Origin of the sequence: Butyrivibrio sp. AE3003 (assembly GCF_000686065.1) — a bacterium.
GTDB classification, from domain to species: domain Bacteria; phylum Bacillota; class Clostridia; order Lachnospirales; family Lachnospiraceae; genus Butyrivibrio; species Butyrivibrio hungatei_A.
Map to the genome: position 1 here is coordinate 1,218,615 of NZ_JMLX01000001.1, position 16,851 is coordinate 1,235,465.

Genomic DNA, 16,851 nt, shown 5'->3' on the forward strand with positions numbered 1-16,851 from the left:
CGGTCATCATAACTTGAATCCCGTGAGCTCTGTTGTCAGTGAATCAGCTGCGCCTCTAAGATCCTTGATGACATCATTCAGATTCTTTGCCGCATTCTGTGCATCAAGAGCCGTATTTCCAACTTCCGAAGACGAAGCAGCCGCTTCTTCCGAAACTGCCGAGATACCGTCAATAGCAGAAAGTGTATTGACTTTCGCCTTTTCCATATCGGCCACCTGAAGTCCGATCTCTTTAAGATGATCCGCAATCGTCTTGAAGTTTTCATTTATTACATTGAATTCCGAAAGCGTTGCTTCTACCGCTTCTTCCTGCTGTTTTACGATTTCTTCCGCATGCTTGGCTGCGGTCGCCGTCTGCTCGGTCTTTGCCGTAACCGTTGTGATGATATTTCCAATCTCACCCGCAGAAACAGCACTCTGCTCGGCAAGCATTCTGATTTCCTCCGCAACTACGGAGAAACCTTTTCCCGCAGCTCCCGCTCTTGCAGCCTCAATTGATGCGTTAAGAGAAAGGAGATTTGTTCTTCTTGCAATCTCATCGATCGTAGCAATGATATTTCCGATAGATGATGTTTCTTTTGCGAGAGCTTCAATATCCTCTATAACGCCATTGGTAACTTCGCTGGTCTCATTCGCCTTTGTCTTAAGGTTTTCTACCGCTTCGATACCGTTCTTAACAGATTCGTCCGCATCTGATGCCATGTCTCCGATCGCTTGTACATTCTTTCTTACGACTTCGATCTTATCTGTCAGTACGTCGGCTTCATCAAGACATCCTTGCGCATCATGTGCCTGCTGATCAAGACCAAGCCTAATCTCATCGACAGATGACGTAATATTTTCGGACGCAGTAACAAGCGACTCTGATGCTCCTCCGATATCATCCGAGGACTTCTTAAGAGAATCGGCGGTCGCTGATATCTTAAGAAGAAGTCGCTTGGTATTTTCTATCATTTTGCTTGCTGAACCTGAAAGTGCGCCGAACTCATCACGGCGCTTTGAAGTAATTGAAACTGTAAGATCTCCCTGTGCTGCCTGTTCGAATCCATCCGATATTCCCTTAACCGTGCTTCCGATGCTATTAGAAACGATAATTCCGACTATCGAAGAAACAACAGTTGCAAGAATCACTGCGATAACAGATGCAACTCTTATGTTATTTACGCTTCCGCTTATCACAGTCTCTGGAATACGGCCGCAAATAACCGCTCCGGACTCTCCTACTTTTGCATAGACATATAGATATACTTTTTTGTCCGTGGCATCTTTCATCCACTCAACTCCCGATGACTCGGAAGATGCTTTAATATCTTCAAAGAATGTTGTATTGGCAAAGATTGTTTCGTTTGCGTTACTCTTGCCGTTCATGTTGGTCTCAACGCCGTCGGAAGTTATAAAAGCAAATGTGCTTCCTTCGCCGAGGTTGATCCTTTCAAGCGCAACAAGAGATGTATCAAGTCTTATATCTGTGGAAATATAACCGAGTTTTTCACCGAGTGAATCATAAAATGGCTCTACATAGACCGCACAATAAGGAGTGCCCTCAATGGAATTGGCGCCCTGATAGGAATCGATGAATACTCTCGTTCCCATCCATGCACCTGCATTGGGACTTGCAGATAATAAAGAAGAATCACCTGTCTTATCAAATTCAGCTGCTGCCGATGATCCGCCATAATTAAACATCAGATAGTTTCCGTTTGCCACGGAAAACGATGTCTGTTTATAGGCCAAGATAGACATATCTCCGACTATATTGTCCGACTGTGCAAGGTTCCTTGCACTTCGGTATATCTCGGAAAGAGCATTCCTCGACTCCTCGGTATCCGTATATGCCCCGCCGTAATAGTTTTTTGATCTCAGAAAGACCGGAAAGCTGCTCTGTCTTACCCTCAACAACCGAAAAGGTAAGCTCATAGTAATTTGCCATCTGCTGCAGCGCAGTCACGGCATTACTTTCATAAGTCTCCTGTGTTCCACTTGATGCTATAGAGTAAGCGGTATACCCGACAATAATTATAAAGATGACAGGTATCAGAAAGAATGCAGTCAGCTTAACCCTAAGGCTGTTCAGCTTTTTCATTGAGCGGCTCTCCTTTCATGTACAAAAGGTGGTGATCCCCCGTCCCCAAATCAGAGATTTGCAAATCTCTTAGTGCTGTTGCTTAGCTGATCTGTAACTTTGTTGTTCTCTCCCATTGCTTCGCTGATACCCTGAATCTGTCCGACAATCTCGGAAGAGTTGGCTGCCGAAAGGTTAATTGCCTGAGTACTCTCTTTTACAGACTCAGTAATGGATTCAACCGAGTCAGCCATCTTATCCATGATAATGTTAAGGTTATCGGCTTTTCTGTTGAATTTATCAAGGATATCATCCATGACTACCGCTGTATTCTCATACTTATCGCTGGTCTCAACGAATGTATCATAGTCATTCAATACGTCGTTATTTATAAACTCTATAACATCCATGGCGTTGGTTGAAAGAGTATTAACCGCTTCCGTAACTTCGTTACTGATAGTCTGGATATTTCCGGCCGTCTGCCTACTGTTGTCGGCAAGTGCACTGATTTCTTCTGCAACAACCGCGAAGCCTTTACCGGCTTCACCTGCTCTTGCGGCCTCAATCGAAGCATTGAGAGCAAGAAGGTTTGTCTGCGATGCAATATCAAGGATAACCTTGGTAAGCTCATTGATCTGTGCAACCTTCTCACTGTCTTTAACTGATTTTTCAAGAACCGCGCTGAGTTCTTCAACCTTCACGCCGGTATTCTCTTTCTTCTTAAGAGCTTCGTTCTTGATCTCGTCAGCTTCTTTCTTGATATTCTCGGCGGTCTCCGCTCCGTTAGCAGCTTCCTGTCTGATTTCGGAAGTTGCCTCCTTAACTTCATCGAGCCTTCCTGAAATCTGGTCCGCAGTCGTCGATACGGTATCCATACTTGCGGACAGCTCTTCAAGAGCAGCCGATGTATTTGTGATATTATCGCTTGCTTTTTCAATCTTATCCGTCATTGAATCGGCAGATGTATTAAGAACAGTGGAACCATCCTTAACTTCTTTTATTATTCCCTGCAAAGTCTCAATAAAGTTGTTGATACCGCCCACGATAAAACTAAGCTCCGTAGTTGTCTTAGTTCCAATACGAGACGTAAGGTCACCTTCATTATTGTTAATTCCTTTGATGATTCCCTGAAGTTCGGAAACGATACTTGCGATCTTCTTACTAATTCTAACCTCATTGAGAACAAGGCTCACAGCAATAATGATAACGAAGACAACTACGAGGACTATAGTCTTTGTAAGTGACTTGCCATACATCATATCAAGATATGCTTTAAGCTCATCTCCGAGGACGGCGATTGAAGCTTCCGCAGCATCATAAGCAGCATATACAGCGGCCTGCGCATCTATATACTGATTGATATATATATCCATCGCTTTTGCGGCATCCGCAGCACGAAGTTGAACAACCATGTCATCTGTAATAGCCAGAAACGCATTGGTAGTCTTATTTATCTCATCCATCTGGGCAGGTCCGTCCGCTGCCTGTGTGACAAGAATACTTCCCTGCAAGAACGCAAGAAGATCAGGCATCTCTTTTTCTACCGCATCAATATTGGTGAAATATACTTCATAGTTTGCGGGATCGTTGGTTCCCATTGATACGGCACCGAGCAAAGCAGAAAGATTACCGTCAATGGTTATAAGGTTTTCTCTGAGTCTTGCTTCCTTACTCAGAAGTTGTATCTCATCGTTACTTGCCCCAACAGAAATATTGATAATATTCTTCATATTGCTGTCCATGATCCCTATAGCGATTATGAACATTACAAGCATAACAACATTTACTGCCAAGTTCTGAAAACCGATTTTCTTAAAAAGATTAATCCCTTCTGTTCTGTTCTCTGCGTTATTATTCACTTACATGCACTCCTTTCCTCCAAAAAGAAAATACACATCACCATATAAGCAATTATAACGCAATTAAAGCATATTAGCGCACTATATCTCGATAATTAAGAAATTGTTTATACTCTTATTATAATTGCCAAACAATTCCTCTATTCATGCGTTTTTAATAGTCTTCGCGTTCGCTAAAGAAATCCTGTCCGTACTGTGACTCGGCAACCGTATCTGATGCAGGCATTGAAGAGCTTGCAGTTCTGTTGTTCTTTAATGCCGCTCTCTTTTCAGCCTTCTTTTTGGCTTCTATCTGTCTGGTTGTTCTCTCACCCAGCTGCTGACGAATCTTCATAAGTTGCTCAAGTGCAGATAATTTCTTCTTTGTTTCAGAAATCTCATTTGCAAGTTCGTCCATACTCATCGTCAAAAAGTTTTGTGCATCCATTTTTTAGTCTCCTTCCAGTTATAAAAGTGTTATGTTTCATTAGTACAAAAAAGCGGTATCTATCAACAGTTTTTTTGATAAATACCACCTTGTATTGCTATTTCAAATTGCACGTTTGTCCACGCACATGTGATAACATATATGCGAACATGTTAATTATATCATCACATTTCGTTATAGTCTATACCCTATTTGTCCCATGACATTTCGGAGCTGAACCGCGCCCACAAAAGCTCACAGATCTGTATAAGATAGGTAAGTGTCATCTGGTATCGAACATCGGGCCCCGGACTTTCATTCCAGGAATCATCATCTTTATCATTCTTGCGTACTATCTTTTCCAGCTGTTCCAATTCGCCTACAAGTTGCTTACGTTCCGCTATAAGTTCATCGATTGAATCGGATTCATGCATGGACTTATAACCTTCAGCCGAGATCATCATAATTCAAACCTCCTACTTTATAACACACAAAAATCTTCAATAAAAAATCTACTAATATCTTATCATATTTTTTTACGTTTTTTTCTAATCTAAATATTTATTTTTTGTTAATTTATATTTACAAATTGTTAATTATACAATAAAATATTTATAGTGATTAATGGATGTGGAGGACACACTGAAATGAACCAAAGAATTTATGATCCTATTACAGGACAACCAATTACAAATAATCAGCAATCATATGATGCTGCTCAGACTATAGAATTAGACAAATTTCAGTCAGAAAACCGCGCAGGACAGGATTTCAATCAGTTTTATCAGCAGGGTTATCAGCAGAATCCTTGGGGACAGGAAAATTTCTCATTTCAGCAGCCTTTTGGCAATCAAAACGGGCAACCTTTTGGTCAGGGATATCAGCAGCCTGCCATGAATCCATACGGACAATCATATCAGCAGCCTATGAACAATCAGTTCGGCCAGCCTATGTCAGGCGGATACGGTCAGCCCATGCAGGCCATGAACAGCATGTACGGACAGCCTTATCAGATGAATATGGGACAGAATCCATATCAGGGATACGTTCAGCCCAAAAAGAATAAGTTAACTCCCCAGTCAGTTGCACTGGGTTCATCTATAGCCGCAGTGATCGTTTTGACAGCGCTGTTTTTCAGCACTACTACATCTCGTGCCAACCCGTACGATCAGAACATTATTACAAAGCAGAGTCCGACTACCACAAGTAGCCAGAGCACACCGGGACAGACAATCACAAAGTCAACTCCCGCATCAGTTAACGAGTCTGCAATGTTCTCGAGTTTCAGCGTAGACGGCAAGCAGTATGCTCTTCCGATGAACATCGACGAACTTCTTGCCAACGGTTGGACATATGATGACAAGGAAGATGCGAACAAGACATTGTACGCCGGAGACTGTGAGACCGTAAAACTTAACTATTCGGGAAAAGGTAAGGATTCTCAATATTTTGGCGTGATCAATCATTCAATAGATGCTCAGCCGCTTTCAAAGTGCCTTGTCTATGACTGTGATTTTTCGGATTCATTTGTAAAGCAGACAGGCGCAGAAGTAAAATTCTACAATGATAAATTTACTTTACAGAAGACTACAGTTGACGAAGTAAAGAACGAACTCGGAGAGCCCAGCAGTACCAATACAAGCGGCAATTCGGTTACGCTTACATACAGAGGAAAAGGCAAGGAAGACGAATTTAACCTTTCCGCCACATACAGCTTTGAGAACAATGTACTGACATTTATCAGTATCCGTAACAAGACAATGCCTGCAGATTTCGTGCAGCCTGCCGTAAGTTCCAAAACACCTGATTATCTTGGTCTTTACAAAGCTCCTTTGACACTTGGAGATGACCTTTTATCCGGTAACTTCACTCTTGACGGAACAACCTACAATTTACCCGTTCCGTATAAGACACTTGCCGAGCAGGGTTGGACAAGCACAGGCGAATCAGAATCTGTTCCTTCAATGAACGGCGTGATTCTGACACTTAAAAAAGGCGATTTCAACATTACTGCAAAGGTGGTTAATCCCCTTCCGAACGCTGTGACACTTGATAATACAATAGTTGTGTTTATCTCAGCATTTAACAGCACACTTAATCCTCTCGACCTCACAATGGCGGGAGACATTAAGCTCGGAATGTCCAAGGCCGAACTTGAAAGTGCACTTAATGCAAAGGGAATCAAGAACTTCACATACAACGAGAAATTCAACACTTACAAGATTCCTTTCGATCAGGCTGATAAGTCGGAATTTCCCAAGGAAACCATCGAGATCTATTTAAGCGATGACAAAAATATCATCAGCAGTATCGACATCGAGCGCTACGACTGGCTCTCAGAAAAGTAAGAATTAAGTATCATAGGAAGCTATGATATAAAAGATAAATCCCCGTAAGCGTCATCATGCTTACGGGGATTTTTAATGTCTATTCTTTATTGAATTCTCCCGACATCGGAAGGCATCTTAGGTTGATGCATAATATACATGCACCTGCTGTCGCTACTTACTTTTACTGACTTGCGGGCAATTTCTCTTAATATTTTTGCAATAAACGTTTTCTCTCTTTTCATCTTGAATACCCTCCTTAATCCTTAAAAGTGTTATATTCCCGCAATAATTATACTTTATATTACGCAAATTATTCACTTCATGTAGAAAAAGCGGATATTCATGTAATTATTACGGATTATCACTTTCTTCTTTTCCGTACATTATTACATCAACTCCGAACTGATTTCCTTTGTCATCGATGATAACTTCTCCATCATATCCTGAAACCGCCTGTTTTATCGATGCAAGACCTATTCCGTGATGCTCCGCGTCATGTTTTGTCGAAAAGAATCTTCCGTATCTGTCTCGTCTGTTTTCATAGATACAGCTATTCTTTATGCTGATCTTGAGCATGTTCTTTTCAAAGTTCATATCAAGACGGATAAATCTGCCCTTCGGTTGAACCTTCATACATGCATCAAATGCGTTTTCCAAAAGGTTGCCTAATATAATTACGAGATGTTCACTCTTAAACGGAAGAACCGACGGCACAAAGGTTGATGCCTCAAATGCGATTCCTTCTTTTTTTGCAATGGAATACTTGTAATTTACAAGCGAATCAATAACTATATTGCCGCTCTTTGATATCTCTTCACTTGACCTTCCGAGCCCGTCGGCAAGAAGCTGCTGTATATAATTTACCGCTTCATCTTTTTCCCCCGACTCGACCATTCCCAAAAGACTGGCCAGATGGCTCTTCATGTCGTGCCTCGTCCTCTTTATCTCCATGTAGAGTTGTTCCTGCTCTGCCGCCTGTCTGCTGCACAGTTCAAGCTGCTGGCCGTAAAGCTTATTAAGTGACTTAAGCTCGGCATCCCTGCTCATCCACGTATATACCTCGAAAATTATGTAATTCATCATTAGGAGAAAAGCACTTGAAATAACCGCAAAGTCGTTGTATTCATTGTGATGCGTCGCTATCAGAAAAATGCGGTTTGTAAGAAAGATGCTGATAAGCGGTATAGAAAGAATCATTAAAAAATATTTGAGCGGAATTTCACCGTATTTCGGCCCCTTCCATGTCTTATCCAAAGCTACTACAAGAAGAAGCATTATCAGAAGTGAAACAAAGCACACAGCGTCCCTGTTTTCTACGAAATCAATGCCGTACATCTCAACTACGATCACGGCTCCGACTTCCACAAGCATCCAGACTGCACATACGATAAATGAGAAAAAGCAGGCAATCTTTACCGACGCCTTTCTGTCCAGCATCGCAAGTGTAAAGATAAAGAGAATATTCGTAGATATCAGAACGAGCGGTCTTACTATATCCGTCAGATTTGACGCCGAGGAAAAAGTAAAATACATTGCCCACACAACATATCTGACTATGTTGTTGCTGCGTTCAGGCAAGAAAACGTCCATACATTTCCGAACGATCATGATAAAAAGAAAAGCCAAGAAAACTCCAGTAATAATCGACATGTACTCACCCATTTATAAGCCCCTTCTTTCCTTATAAAACCACCTGTTATAAATCATAACATAAAAACAACGGGCTTTTTCCAATTTGTAATATTTACGGCCTTTCATGTAAGAATCGCGGTTTTTTGCATATTTCAGAAAAAAAATGTATACTTTCTTAGACAATATTGAATAATGATTACCAATCCTGCACTTTTGTTACTTACTTTGAATTTTTACCCGATTTTTGGAGGTAGGATATGATTAAGATTGCAATTTGTGATGACGATGTAAAGCTTTCCGGCAAAATTGAAACGCTTTTAAACGGTGAGTGCCTTGCAAGAGGAATACGCCCCGAGATTGATGTTTTCTACGACGGTTCCCCACTTGCACGTAGCATCATTAAAGGCGACCGCTACAGCATAATCTTTCTCGACATCGAGATGAAAGAACTGGACGGAATAACCACAGCCCGCATGATCCGTACGATAGACAAGGACTCGCTCATAATCTACGTTTCAAACTACGAAAGCTATCTCAAGGAACTTTTTGAAGTCGAGCCTTTCAGATTTCTATCAAAACCGATAGACGAGAAAATATTCAAAAAGTACTTTTCTCAGGCTCTCACCAGAATCGACAAAGCCGAGGGCTATTTTCAGTACACCTATAACAGGAAGGTGAAAAAAACTTCAATAGGCAATATCGTTTACTTCGAAAGCAAGAATCGCGTGATAACGATTCATCTAAACGACGGTACAAGCGATATCTTCTACGGCAAATTAAACGATATCCAAAAAGAACTCGAAAGTTCAAGTCAGTATTTCTTTAGGATCCACCAGTCTTATCTTGTTAATTACAAATATGTATGCCGCATGAATTACAGCAGCATGACGATAAATTACGGCAATAACGAATTCTGTCTGAAGATCAGCGAAAACAGGCAAAAAGAAGTAAGACGAAAGATAGTCGAGATGATAGGCGACGGCAACTACACCGAATAAACCTGATTGGTTAATGGGATTTCTTTATGGACTACATATCAAAGAGACTCACAGATTATATATTAAATAAAGGCGTTATCGAAGAAAAAGATTATGATATATACAATTACGGCTTTGTGTGCTTCCTTGAAGTTGCACTGAGCACCCTGACAAGTATAATCATAGCTCTTTTTCTTGGTATGCTGCGCCCGTGTCTCTTCTTTTTTCTGATCTTCATCCCGATGCGTTCGTTTGGAGGGGGGCTTCATCTAAGTAGCTACTTCGCGTGCTACATAGCTTCCTGCCTTATCCTTACCGTAACACTCCTTGCGGTAAAATATGTTACTCTCCCGCTCTTTATATCTTTTTCGATCTACCATTTCTTTTCAGCCCTGATTCTCCTTACAGGTCCTGTAGATCACCCAAACAGGACTGTCGACGACTTTGAAAACGATATATTCAAAAAAAAGACGAATATAACGATCTTTGTTTCAACCGTTATATCCATCCTTCTTCTTTTTTATAAAAACAACTCCTATCTGATGCTCGAAGCCATTGTCTTCGTTTTTCTCGGCATTACTGCAATAGCCGGGAAACTTGCACACAGATAAGCACTCATTCTCATTATCAATATGTCATTATTCTGCGCACAACGTCCATATAATCACCACAATACTTCTCATAGACGTTTGCCATAGCATCTCTGAATTTCTTTCTCTCTTCGGGAGTAAGCTCGATAACCTGTGTTCCGTTGGAAACAGCGATCTTTCTTGAGCTTTCTTCTCTATCCTTCCAAAGCTGCCTCTCATACGCCGATGATTCAAGCGCACAATCGTGTATTATATTCCTGTCCTCTTCACTGAGCTTGTTCCAGATAACTTTGGAACACACCTGCAGCTCCGGAACTCTTATGTGTTCGTCGATCGTATAATACCCCGCAACCTTGTAGTGCTTCATACTCTCATACGACGGCCAGTTATTCTCTGCTCCGTCAACCAATCCCTGTTCAAACGCCGAATATACTTCAGAATATACAACCTCTACAGGCTTAGCACCGAGAGCCTCAACCATATCCGCCATCATCGAAGATTCCTGAACTCTTATCTTCATTCCGTTTATATCTTCAATGCAGGTGATTGGCTTTGTTTTACTGTAGAAATTTCTGGCGCCCGCATCATACCATGAAAGTCCGACAAGATCGTATTCATCTGCCTTTAAAAGAAACCTGTCTCCGATATCTCCTTCAAGCACTCTCCACATATGATCCGAATCATTATATAGAAAAGGCATAAGAAGAACGTTCATCGAAGGTATTCTCTCTGCCAGCTGTGAAAGTGATACTCTGGCAAAAGCAATTCCGCCGTATTTCATCTGGTTTATCGCTTCTGATTCGCTTCCCAGCTCCGCGTCATATTTTACAATTATCTTTATCCTTCCGTTTGTCCTCTCATATACAAGATCCGCAAATTTCTGTCCTCCGAGTGTAGTCGGATAATCTGCGGCCTGATTCTCTGCATACAATAGAACATATTCCGGAGAATTAGCTTTATCTTTTCTGTTATTAAAAAAGAATAAGACAGCGACCATAATCAAAATTATGCATGCTATCATCGCCACAATGGGCCATCTTTTTTTCATCAGTCAATGACTCCGTTTCTGTATTCACTGGGTGTCTGCCCCGTCATACGCTTAAAAACTCTCGCAAAATAATTGGCATCTCTGTAACCTGCTTCAGAACTGATATCTTTGATATTGATAGCAGGATTTGCCAAAAATTCTTTTGCCTTGCTGATTCTAAGTTCATTTAAATATACTATAAAGCTTTTACCGAAATTCTGCTTGAAAAGTTTGCAGAAATATACATCTGAGTACCCTAAAACTCCGGCAACGTCTTGTAGTGAAATATCTTCTTTATAGTGCTCGTCTATATATTTTTTTGCTTCACGCACTATCTCTCCCGACTTTGAGAAATCCTTTTCATCAAGATTAAAGCCTGAAGAAGGAGTGCTCTTTTTTATAGTATCTACGTTCTTTACCTCTGTTCCATATTTGTCCGCGATTGAAAATGCTTCTTCCAATACATTTATAAGTTCATTGTCCGCACCCGGTTTAAGTAAATAATCGAGCGCTCTTACTTCGATAGCTTTTTTGGCATAGCTGAATTCATCAAAAGCCGTGAGAAAGATAATACTGCATTTCTCATCAAAGGTTCTGATTTCTTCTGCGGCGTCAAGTCCATTCTTTCCGGGCATGGAAATATCAAGAAGCGCGATCTGACAATGCTTCTCTTTTACCAGCTCGACAGCCTCAACTCCGTTAGCCGCCAAAAATATCTCTATCTGATCTTTAAAAAATCCGTTTAATTTTTTTGATATAACCTGTCTCTCAATAGGCTCATCATCTGCAATCAGTACTCTATACATTCTTTAGTCTCCTCGAGTATAAATTGAATCTCCTGCACGGTAGGGAAGAATAATAATTACCTGTGTACCTTTTCCCAAGACGCTGTTAACTCTCATATCCGCGTCCTCATACATAGCCTTTATTCTCCTGAAAATGTTTCCCATGCCTATACCCATGGTACTGGTTTGTTTTCCGCCCAAGCTTCCACGTATCTCCCTAAGCTGGCTAAGTTCCATTCCCTTTCCCGTATCGGTGACGGAAATTATAAGCTTGTCAGCCTTTTTGCCAACCAAAACAGATACACTACCGCCCTCAACTTTCGGTGAAATTCCATGAATAATACAATTCTCGATTATGGGCTGCAATGTAAATGTAGGAACCATTACATTGTCTGCGTTCACCCTACAATCAACCGTATACTTAACTCTTTCCCCGAAACGCATTTTCTGCAAATACATGTAATCGGCTGCAACCTTAAGCTCCTGAGAAAGAAGTACTTCCTTCTCCTGATGCTTCAAATTATATCTAAAGAGCGAACTGAGTGCGCTTATCATCTCCTCAGTCGTCGATGCGCCCTCAAGGTTGGCCATTCCACCAATTACATTAAGAGTGTTAAAAAGAAAATGCGGATTGATCTGGTTCTTAAGAAGTTCCAGATTCATTGCATCAAGCTGCTTCTCTGCTTCAAGAGTCTCAACTTCTTTTGCGTGAAGCTTATCAAGAGCCTGTCTTCTCTCCTCCAAAGCACCTATGTACTCACCTGTCGCGTATTTCATCTTGTTAAAAGCAATGATCAGCTCACCAAGTTCATCCCTGTTGTTTGCGGCAACATCATCCACGTCGAAATCATTTGCCGCAATCCTTCTGGACGCATGCGCAAGCTTAAGCACAGGTTCAGTAATAGATTTATTCATCATCCTTGAAATCTCAAGTACCGTTGAAAACAGCAAAATCCCCATTATTACTGCAATCACCGGAACCATAAAAACTTTCGGTAACAGCTCATTATACTTGGCATTACCCTCTTTAAGCGTAAGGTCTATAAATCGCTGCGCGTAAGTATGCAGATAATTCTGCATATTATAAACGGCATACAATCTGCTCACATAGTCTCTTCTCGGTAATTTACCGCTAAGGACTTCATCTCTGTATCCGCAATAAACGTCATAACAGGTCTGAAGCGAAAAAAGCTGTGCATATCTGTTTTCTCCCAATCTGGAATAATTAAGCGGAATCGCATAGACAGCAGCCTTGGTCTGCTTCATCGCAAGCTTAAAAGCATCCTCGTTTTCACTGGTAGTACTGTTTACGTATTGATCGAACAATTCTTTCTCCCTGTCGATAACGGTAATTATCTCACCGCATCTGGAATTGTCCTCCATTATGTCATTAACGTCGATCATAAACAGCCTGATCAGGATCGCATCAAAGAATACTGCGACCAGGATTGTCAAAAATACACTTCCCGTGAAAAGTGATATTTTGTTTTTGATTGTGATCGTATACCAAAAGTTTTTTTAAGTTTTTCATCTTTACAAAGACAGCAGCGTTATACTTACTCATAAAAGTATTATAGCGCTGCCGTCATCATTTTTCTAATATTCGTTAGTTTCTGATCTTTTTACAAAGAAAATCATAAAACTCATCTTTTTCATCACCGAGAATACGATTGGTCAACATGTATCCGTGGCTCTTGTCCGACATGACGATTATCATATTGGACTGTTTGATCGCATTTACGATCTTATTCCACATAATGTCTTCCTGCTTCCCGTCACTGCTGACATGAACTCCGTTATCATCAAACAAAAGCTCTACTCTTCCCGGAAGTGTCTCCAGCTGTTTAATGCTCCGTAAATAAACTAGAAAAGGCTGGATAATCGGGAACAGCATACATCCAAACATAAGCAGTGCTCTGATAAATGGTCCTGACGTTCCCCAAAACCTAATCGACAACATGATCATCGCAACTGTAAATACAACATTTACGACCCCCGCGAGTGATCTGTATGTACGAATCATGGCTATAAACCATAAATCCTTAGGCTTAACATCAGATATGTAACGATATTCCATAATTAATCACCTTATTTTGCTCCAAGAAGATTAGGTAAGAACATACTAATCTCAGGAATAAATGTAAGAAGGAGAAGTGTAACGATCATGCAAATGTAGAAAGGAAGTGTAGCCTTTACTACTTTCTCCATCTTAACCTTACCTACAGCAGAACCGATGAAAAGAACGGCTCCAACGGGAGGTGTCAAAAGTCCGATACCACAGTTAAGAACGATCATGATACCAAACTGTATGGGATCAATTCCGATTGACTGTGCAATAGGAAGAAGGATAGGTGTTGCGATCAAGATGATCGGAGCCATATCCATGATACATCCAAGTACAAGAAGAATCAGATCGATCAAAAGTGCAATAACAACAGGATTACTTGAGAATCCCACAATCATATTCGCTGCAATGGCAGGAACATGAAGCGTTGTAAGGCAATAGCCAAAAATACTTGATGTAGAAATAAGGATAAGTACGATTGAAAGTGTATCGATACAAGATTCCAATGTCTTCCAAACGCCCTTCCAGTTGAGTCCTTTATAGATGTAAACGCTTACAATCAAGCTGTAAAGAACAGCGATAGCGGCTGACTCAGTTGCTGTAAATACACCGCCTACAACACCAAATACTACGATAATAACTGCAGCAAGTGCCCAGAATGAAGTTCCAAGCTGCTTTAAGAGACCAACAATGCTGAACTTGTCTCCCTTGGGATAATGTCTCTTCTTAGAAATAATATATGATCCAACCATGAGTGATACTGCTAGAATCGCACCTGGTATATATCCTGCAAGGAACAAGCTTCCTATAGAGATACCGCCGGCACTCATGGCATAAATTACCATGTTATGACTGGGAGGAACAAGAAGTCCCTCACATGATGATGTAATTGTTACTGCTGTTGAGAAATCATCATCATATCCTTCTTCGACCATCATAGGAATGAGAATACTTCCGAGTGATGCAGTATCAGCAGCAGCTGATCCTGAAATACCACCAAAGAAATATGATGCAACGATATTAACCATTGCCATTCCACCGGTCATCCAACCTACACAAGCGTTGGCCAAAGCAATAAGCTTCTCTGAAATACCACCGGTACCCATAAGGCATCCCATTGTAATAAAGAACGGAATTGCCATCATACTAAACGAATTGATTCCCTTAACCATCTGCTGACAGATGCTTGTAAGAGGGAGTCCCTGATACATTAAACAAAAAAGTGAAGATAATGCCACTGCATAAGCAATCTGAAATCTGAGCATAATCATTACAAGAAAGCTCACAAGCAATACTGCAATAGCTGTTGAATTTACTGCCATTACTTATTTCCCTCCTTTAATACTATGCGTTTGATATCATTGTAAATTGCCTCAAGTTCAAATACAAACATAGCAATACCTGCTACAGGAATTGGGAAATACAACCAAAACTTTGAAAGTGAAGGCATACTAACATATGATCCCTTCGCTCCGATTGTTGAAGCATACCCCCATCCAATCACGATCATAACGATTGCAAGGCCAAGTACACAAATATCATTAAGGATATCGAGTGCCTGTATAAGTTTCTTAGGTAAGTAAACGTCCAATGCTGTCATTCTTATATGAGCACCGCGTCTGATGGCCAAAGCTGCAGATAATACAGCCATATAAGCCATAAGTGTAAGTACAATCTCCTCGCTCCATGCAGGATCCGGAATGAAAGAAATATATCTTCCTGCAACACTCATTGAGGTGATCAGGATATCTGCAATAAGCAAGAGTTTGCAGATAAAAAGCATAATCTTATATGTTACGTCATATAAAACCTTGAATTTATCTACCTGTTTAAAAAAAGCCTTCCATAATTCCTCTTTTCTTCTAAAAAGGGCATGGGAAGGGATACCCTCCCCATGCCGGCGTTAAAAAATAAATTGATAAGTTACAACTAAAGGTGGTAAAAAATTACTGCATATCAAGGATCTGCTGGTAAACGTCTTCCTTGCCCTTTATGTTTTCTTCAACAACTTTCTTAACAGCGTCCTGCCAAGGCTTGATATCCTCAACTTCTGTGATCTTTGTTCCGTTAGCCTTAAGCTGCTCAAGTACTTCCTTCTCCTTCTCTTCTGAGATTGAACGGTTGTACTTAGAAGCCTCTTCACCGGCTGCCATAAGGATATCCTGCTGATCAGCTGAAAGCTTGTTCCAAGCGTCATCTGTGATGATAACCTGGATAGCACCAAGTGTGTGTCCATCAAGGATCATGTTGCCTGCAACTTCGTTGAATGAGTTTGATGCATAGTTTGCGATAGGCTGCTCAGCACCATCAACTACACCTGTCTGAAGTGCACCATAGAGCTCTGTGAAAGCAACTACTGTAGGAGAAGCACCAAGACCTTCTACAAGACCGTTCATAACAGGGTCATTAGAAACACGAAGCTTTAATCCCTTAAGAGAATCGATACCTGAGATTTCCTTTGTTGTGAAGAAATGACGGAAACCTTCCTCACCATAGAAAAGTCCTCTTACACCGCTTCCGTTCTCTGAGGGCTCAAGCAAGAACTGCTTAGCAAGATCAGATGTAGCGAAGTTCCAGAAATGCTCACGGCTTACAAATGTGTAAGGAAGTGAAAGGAGCATTGATGACTCTCCGCCGTAGCTTGTAAGTGAGAAAGCGGAAATTCTTGCAAGATCGATTGTTCCGCCGCCACCAAGCATTGTATCAAGAACGTCCTGCTCAGCACCAAGAACCTGGTTAGCCTGAAGATCGATGATGATTGATCCGTTTGATCTCTTCTCAACTTCTTCTTTGAACTTTGCATCTGTCATACCTGAAATAGAATCAAGAGGGTTAACCTCAGCCATAACAAGTGTGATTGCATCCTTAGCAGGCTCTGCCGGAGCGTCAGCTGCCTGTGCATCAGATGCCTGTGCGTCAGCTGCAGGCTGTGCTGCGGGTGTCTCAGGTGCTGATACACCACAAGCTGTCATTGATACAACTGTTGCTACTGTTAATAGTGTCGAAATAAGTTTCTTCTTCATTTTTTACCTCCCTAAAATAAAAAAAATAATGACATAGTCTATTCGACAATGTCATTATAGTTGATTACTCGTATATAAAAAAGCGGATAATTTTA

The 16,851-nt window shown here is 41.0% G+C and carries 17 protein-coding genes; 3 read left to right on the forward strand and 14 right to left on the reverse strand.

The genetic code is table 11. The features are described from left to right. Positions 1 to 6: 6 nt before the first annotated feature. The 5 genes from CD00_RS0105845 to CD00_RS0105865 form a co-directional block, all read right to left on the reverse strand. Positions 7 to 1,734 carry a methyl-accepting chemotaxis protein gene (locus CD00_RS0105845; protein WP_026655104.1) on the reverse strand — a complete coding sequence of 576 codons (1,728 nt, stop codon included), beginning with the start codon at positions 1,732 to 1,734 and terminating at the stop codon, positions 7 to 9. Next, complete coding sequence (locus CD00_RS20100; RefSeq protein ID WP_026655105.1) at positions 1,724 to 2,083, reverse strand: hypothetical protein; 360 nt, start codon at positions 2,081 to 2,083, stop codon at positions 1,724 to 1,726. The genes CD00_RS0105845 and CD00_RS20100 overlap by 11 nt, the downstream gene beginning before the upstream one ends. Positions 2,084 to 2,133: 50 nt before the next feature. Further along, positions 2,134 to 3,921 carry a methyl-accepting chemotaxis protein gene (locus CD00_RS0105855; RefSeq protein WP_026655106.1) on the reverse strand — a complete coding sequence of 596 codons (1,788 nt, stop codon included), beginning with the start codon at positions 3,919 to 3,921 and terminating at the stop codon, positions 2,134 to 2,136. Positions 3,922 to 4,075: 154 nt separating this feature from the next. Continuing rightward, positions 4,076 to 4,348, reverse strand: coding sequence for a hypothetical protein (locus tag CD00_RS0105860; RefSeq protein WP_026655107.1), 273 nt, complete (start codon positions 4,346 to 4,348; stop codon positions 4,076 to 4,078). A gap of 188 nt (positions 4,349 to 4,536) precedes the next feature. Beyond that, positions 4,537 to 4,791, reverse strand: a complete 255-nt coding sequence (locus CD00_RS0105865; RefSeq protein ID WP_026655108.1) for a hypothetical protein — start codon at positions 4,789 to 4,791, stop codon at positions 4,537 to 4,539. Positions 4,792 to 4,974: 183 nt separating this feature from the next. Between CD00_RS0105865 and CD00_RS0105870 the strand changes: the two genes are divergently transcribed. After that, a complete protein-coding gene (locus tag CD00_RS0105870) occupies positions 4,975 to 6,675 on the forward strand; it encodes a hypothetical protein (protein ID WP_026655109.1) in 1,701 nt (566 codons plus the stop codon). 86 nt (positions 6,676 to 6,761) lie between these two features. Here CD00_RS0105870 and CD00_RS0105875 read toward each other — a convergent pair whose 3' ends face one another. Together CD00_RS0105875 and CD00_RS0105880 are read right to left on the reverse strand one after the other, a co-directional pair. Beyond that, entirely contained in the window at positions 6,762 to 6,899 is a 138-nt protein-coding gene (locus tag CD00_RS0105875) for a cyclic lactone autoinducer peptide (protein ID WP_026655111.1), read from the reverse strand. Between the two features lie 109 nt (positions 6,900 to 7,008). Next, entirely contained in the window at positions 7,009 to 8,319 is a 1,311-nt protein-coding gene (locus CD00_RS0105880; RefSeq protein WP_026655112.1) for a sensor histidine kinase, read from the reverse strand. Between the two features lie 227 nt (positions 8,320 to 8,546). Here CD00_RS0105880 and CD00_RS0105885 point away from each other — a divergent pair, with 227 nt between their 5' ends. Together CD00_RS0105885 and CD00_RS0105890 are read left to right on the forward strand one after the other, a co-directional pair. Continuing rightward, the gene (locus CD00_RS0105885; protein WP_026655113.1) at positions 8,547 to 9,287 is read left to right on the forward strand and encodes a LytR/AlgR family response regulator transcription factor; all 741 of its coding nucleotides are present in this window, start codon (positions 8,547 to 8,549) and stop codon (positions 9,285 to 9,287) included. Between the two features lie 26 nt (positions 9,288 to 9,313). Continuing rightward, entirely contained in the window at positions 9,314 to 9,877 is a 564-nt protein-coding gene (locus CD00_RS0105890) for an accessory gene regulator B family protein (RefSeq protein WP_026655114.1), read from the forward strand. A 16-nt stretch (positions 9,878 to 9,893) separates the two neighbouring features. Here the strand turns inward: CD00_RS0105890 and CD00_RS0105895 are convergent, their stop codons facing one another. The 7 genes from CD00_RS0105895 to CD00_RS0105925 form a co-directional block, all read right to left on the reverse strand. Beyond that, positions 9,894 to 10,904 (reverse strand): TRAP transporter substrate-binding protein, encoded by a 1,011-nt coding sequence (locus CD00_RS0105895; RefSeq protein ID WP_026655115.1) that lies wholly within the window; start codon positions 10,902 to 10,904, stop codon positions 9,894 to 9,896. Beyond that, positions 10,904 to 11,689, reverse strand: coding sequence for a response regulator transcription factor (locus CD00_RS0105900; RefSeq protein ID WP_026655116.1), 786 nt, complete (start codon positions 11,687 to 11,689; stop codon positions 10,904 to 10,906). The genes CD00_RS0105895 and CD00_RS0105900 overlap by 1 nt, the downstream gene beginning before the upstream one ends. A gap of 3 nt (positions 11,690 to 11,692) precedes the next feature. Further along, positions 11,693 to 13,123: a sensor histidine kinase gene (locus CD00_RS0105905; protein ID WP_242838921.1), complete on the reverse strand. Its 1,431-nt coding sequence runs from the start codon at positions 13,121 to 13,123 to the stop codon at positions 11,693 to 11,695. A 151-nt stretch (positions 13,124 to 13,274) separates the two neighbouring features. Continuing rightward, a complete protein-coding gene (locus tag CD00_RS0105910) occupies positions 13,275 to 13,745 on the reverse strand; it encodes a YcxB family protein (RefSeq protein ID WP_026655118.1) in 471 nt (156 codons plus the stop codon). Positions 13,746 to 13,756: 11 nt separating this feature from the next. Then, positions 13,757 to 15,055 carry a TRAP transporter large permease gene (locus tag CD00_RS0105915; protein ID WP_026655120.1) on the reverse strand — a complete coding sequence of 433 codons (1,299 nt, stop codon included), beginning with the start codon at positions 15,053 to 15,055 and terminating at the stop codon, positions 13,757 to 13,759. Next, positions 15,055 to 15,618 carry a TRAP transporter small permease gene (locus tag CD00_RS17415; protein WP_051594097.1) on the reverse strand — a complete coding sequence of 188 codons (564 nt, stop codon included), beginning with the start codon at positions 15,616 to 15,618 and terminating at the stop codon, positions 15,055 to 15,057. The genes CD00_RS0105915 and CD00_RS17415 overlap by 1 nt, the downstream gene beginning before the upstream one ends. Before the next feature lie 61 nt (positions 15,619 to 15,679). Next, on the reverse strand, positions 15,680 to 16,756 hold the full coding sequence (locus CD00_RS0105925) for a TRAP transporter substrate-binding protein (protein WP_026655121.1): 1,077 nt from the start codon (positions 16,754 to 16,756) through the stop codon (positions 15,680 to 15,682). Positions 16,757 to 16,851 lie beyond the last annotated feature (95 nt).

What these genes read in the sequence shown, in the direction of transcription:
- CD00_RS20100 (WP_026655105.1), bottom strand. Translation starts at nt 2,083, where the DNA reads ATGAAAAAGCTGAACAGCCTTAGGGTTAAGCTGACTGCATTCTTTCTG.
- CD00_RS0105860 (WP_026655107.1), bottom strand. Translation starts at nt 4,348, where the DNA reads ATGGATGCACAAAACTTTTTGACGATGAGTATGGACGAACTTGCAAAT.
- CD00_RS0105865 (WP_026655108.1), bottom strand. Translation starts at nt 4,791, where the DNA reads ATGATGATCTCGGCTGAAGGTTATAAGTCCATGCATGAATCCGATTCA.
- CD00_RS0105870 (WP_026655109.1), top strand. Translation starts at nt 4,975, where the DNA reads ATGAACCAAAGAATTTATGATCCTATTACAGGACAACCAATTACAAAT.
- CD00_RS0105875 (WP_026655111.1), bottom strand. Translation starts at nt 6,899, where the DNA reads ATGAAAAGAGAGAAAACGTTTATTGCAAAAATATTAAGAGAAATTGCC.
- CD00_RS0105880 (WP_026655112.1), bottom strand. Translation starts at nt 8,319, where the DNA reads ATGGGTGAGTACATGTCGATTATTACTGGAGTTTTCTTGGCTTTTCTT.
- CD00_RS0105885 (WP_026655113.1), top strand. Translation starts at nt 8,547, where the DNA reads ATGATTAAGATTGCAATTTGTGATGACGATGTAAAGCTTTCCGGCAAA.
- CD00_RS0105890 (WP_026655114.1), top strand. Translation starts at nt 9,314, where the DNA reads ATGGACTACATATCAAAGAGACTCACAGATTATATATTAAATAAAGGC.
- CD00_RS0105895 (WP_026655115.1), bottom strand. Translation starts at nt 10,904, where the DNA reads ATGAAAAAAAGATGGCCCATTGTGGCGATGATAGCATGCATAATTTTG.
- CD00_RS0105900 (WP_026655116.1), bottom strand. Translation starts at nt 11,689, where the DNA reads ATGTATAGAGTACTGATTGCAGATGATGAGCCTATTGAGAGACAGGTT.
- CD00_RS0105910 (WP_026655118.1), bottom strand. Translation starts at nt 13,745, where the DNA reads ATGGAATATCGTTACATATCTGATGTTAAGCCTAAGGATTTATGGTTT.
- CD00_RS0105915 (WP_026655120.1), bottom strand. Translation starts at nt 15,055, where the DNA reads ATGGCAGTAAATTCAACAGCTATTGCAGTATTGCTTGTGAGCTTTCTT.
- CD00_RS0105925 (WP_026655121.1), bottom strand. Translation starts at nt 16,756, where the DNA reads ATGAAGAAGAAACTTATTTCGACACTATTAACAGTAGCAACAGTTGTA.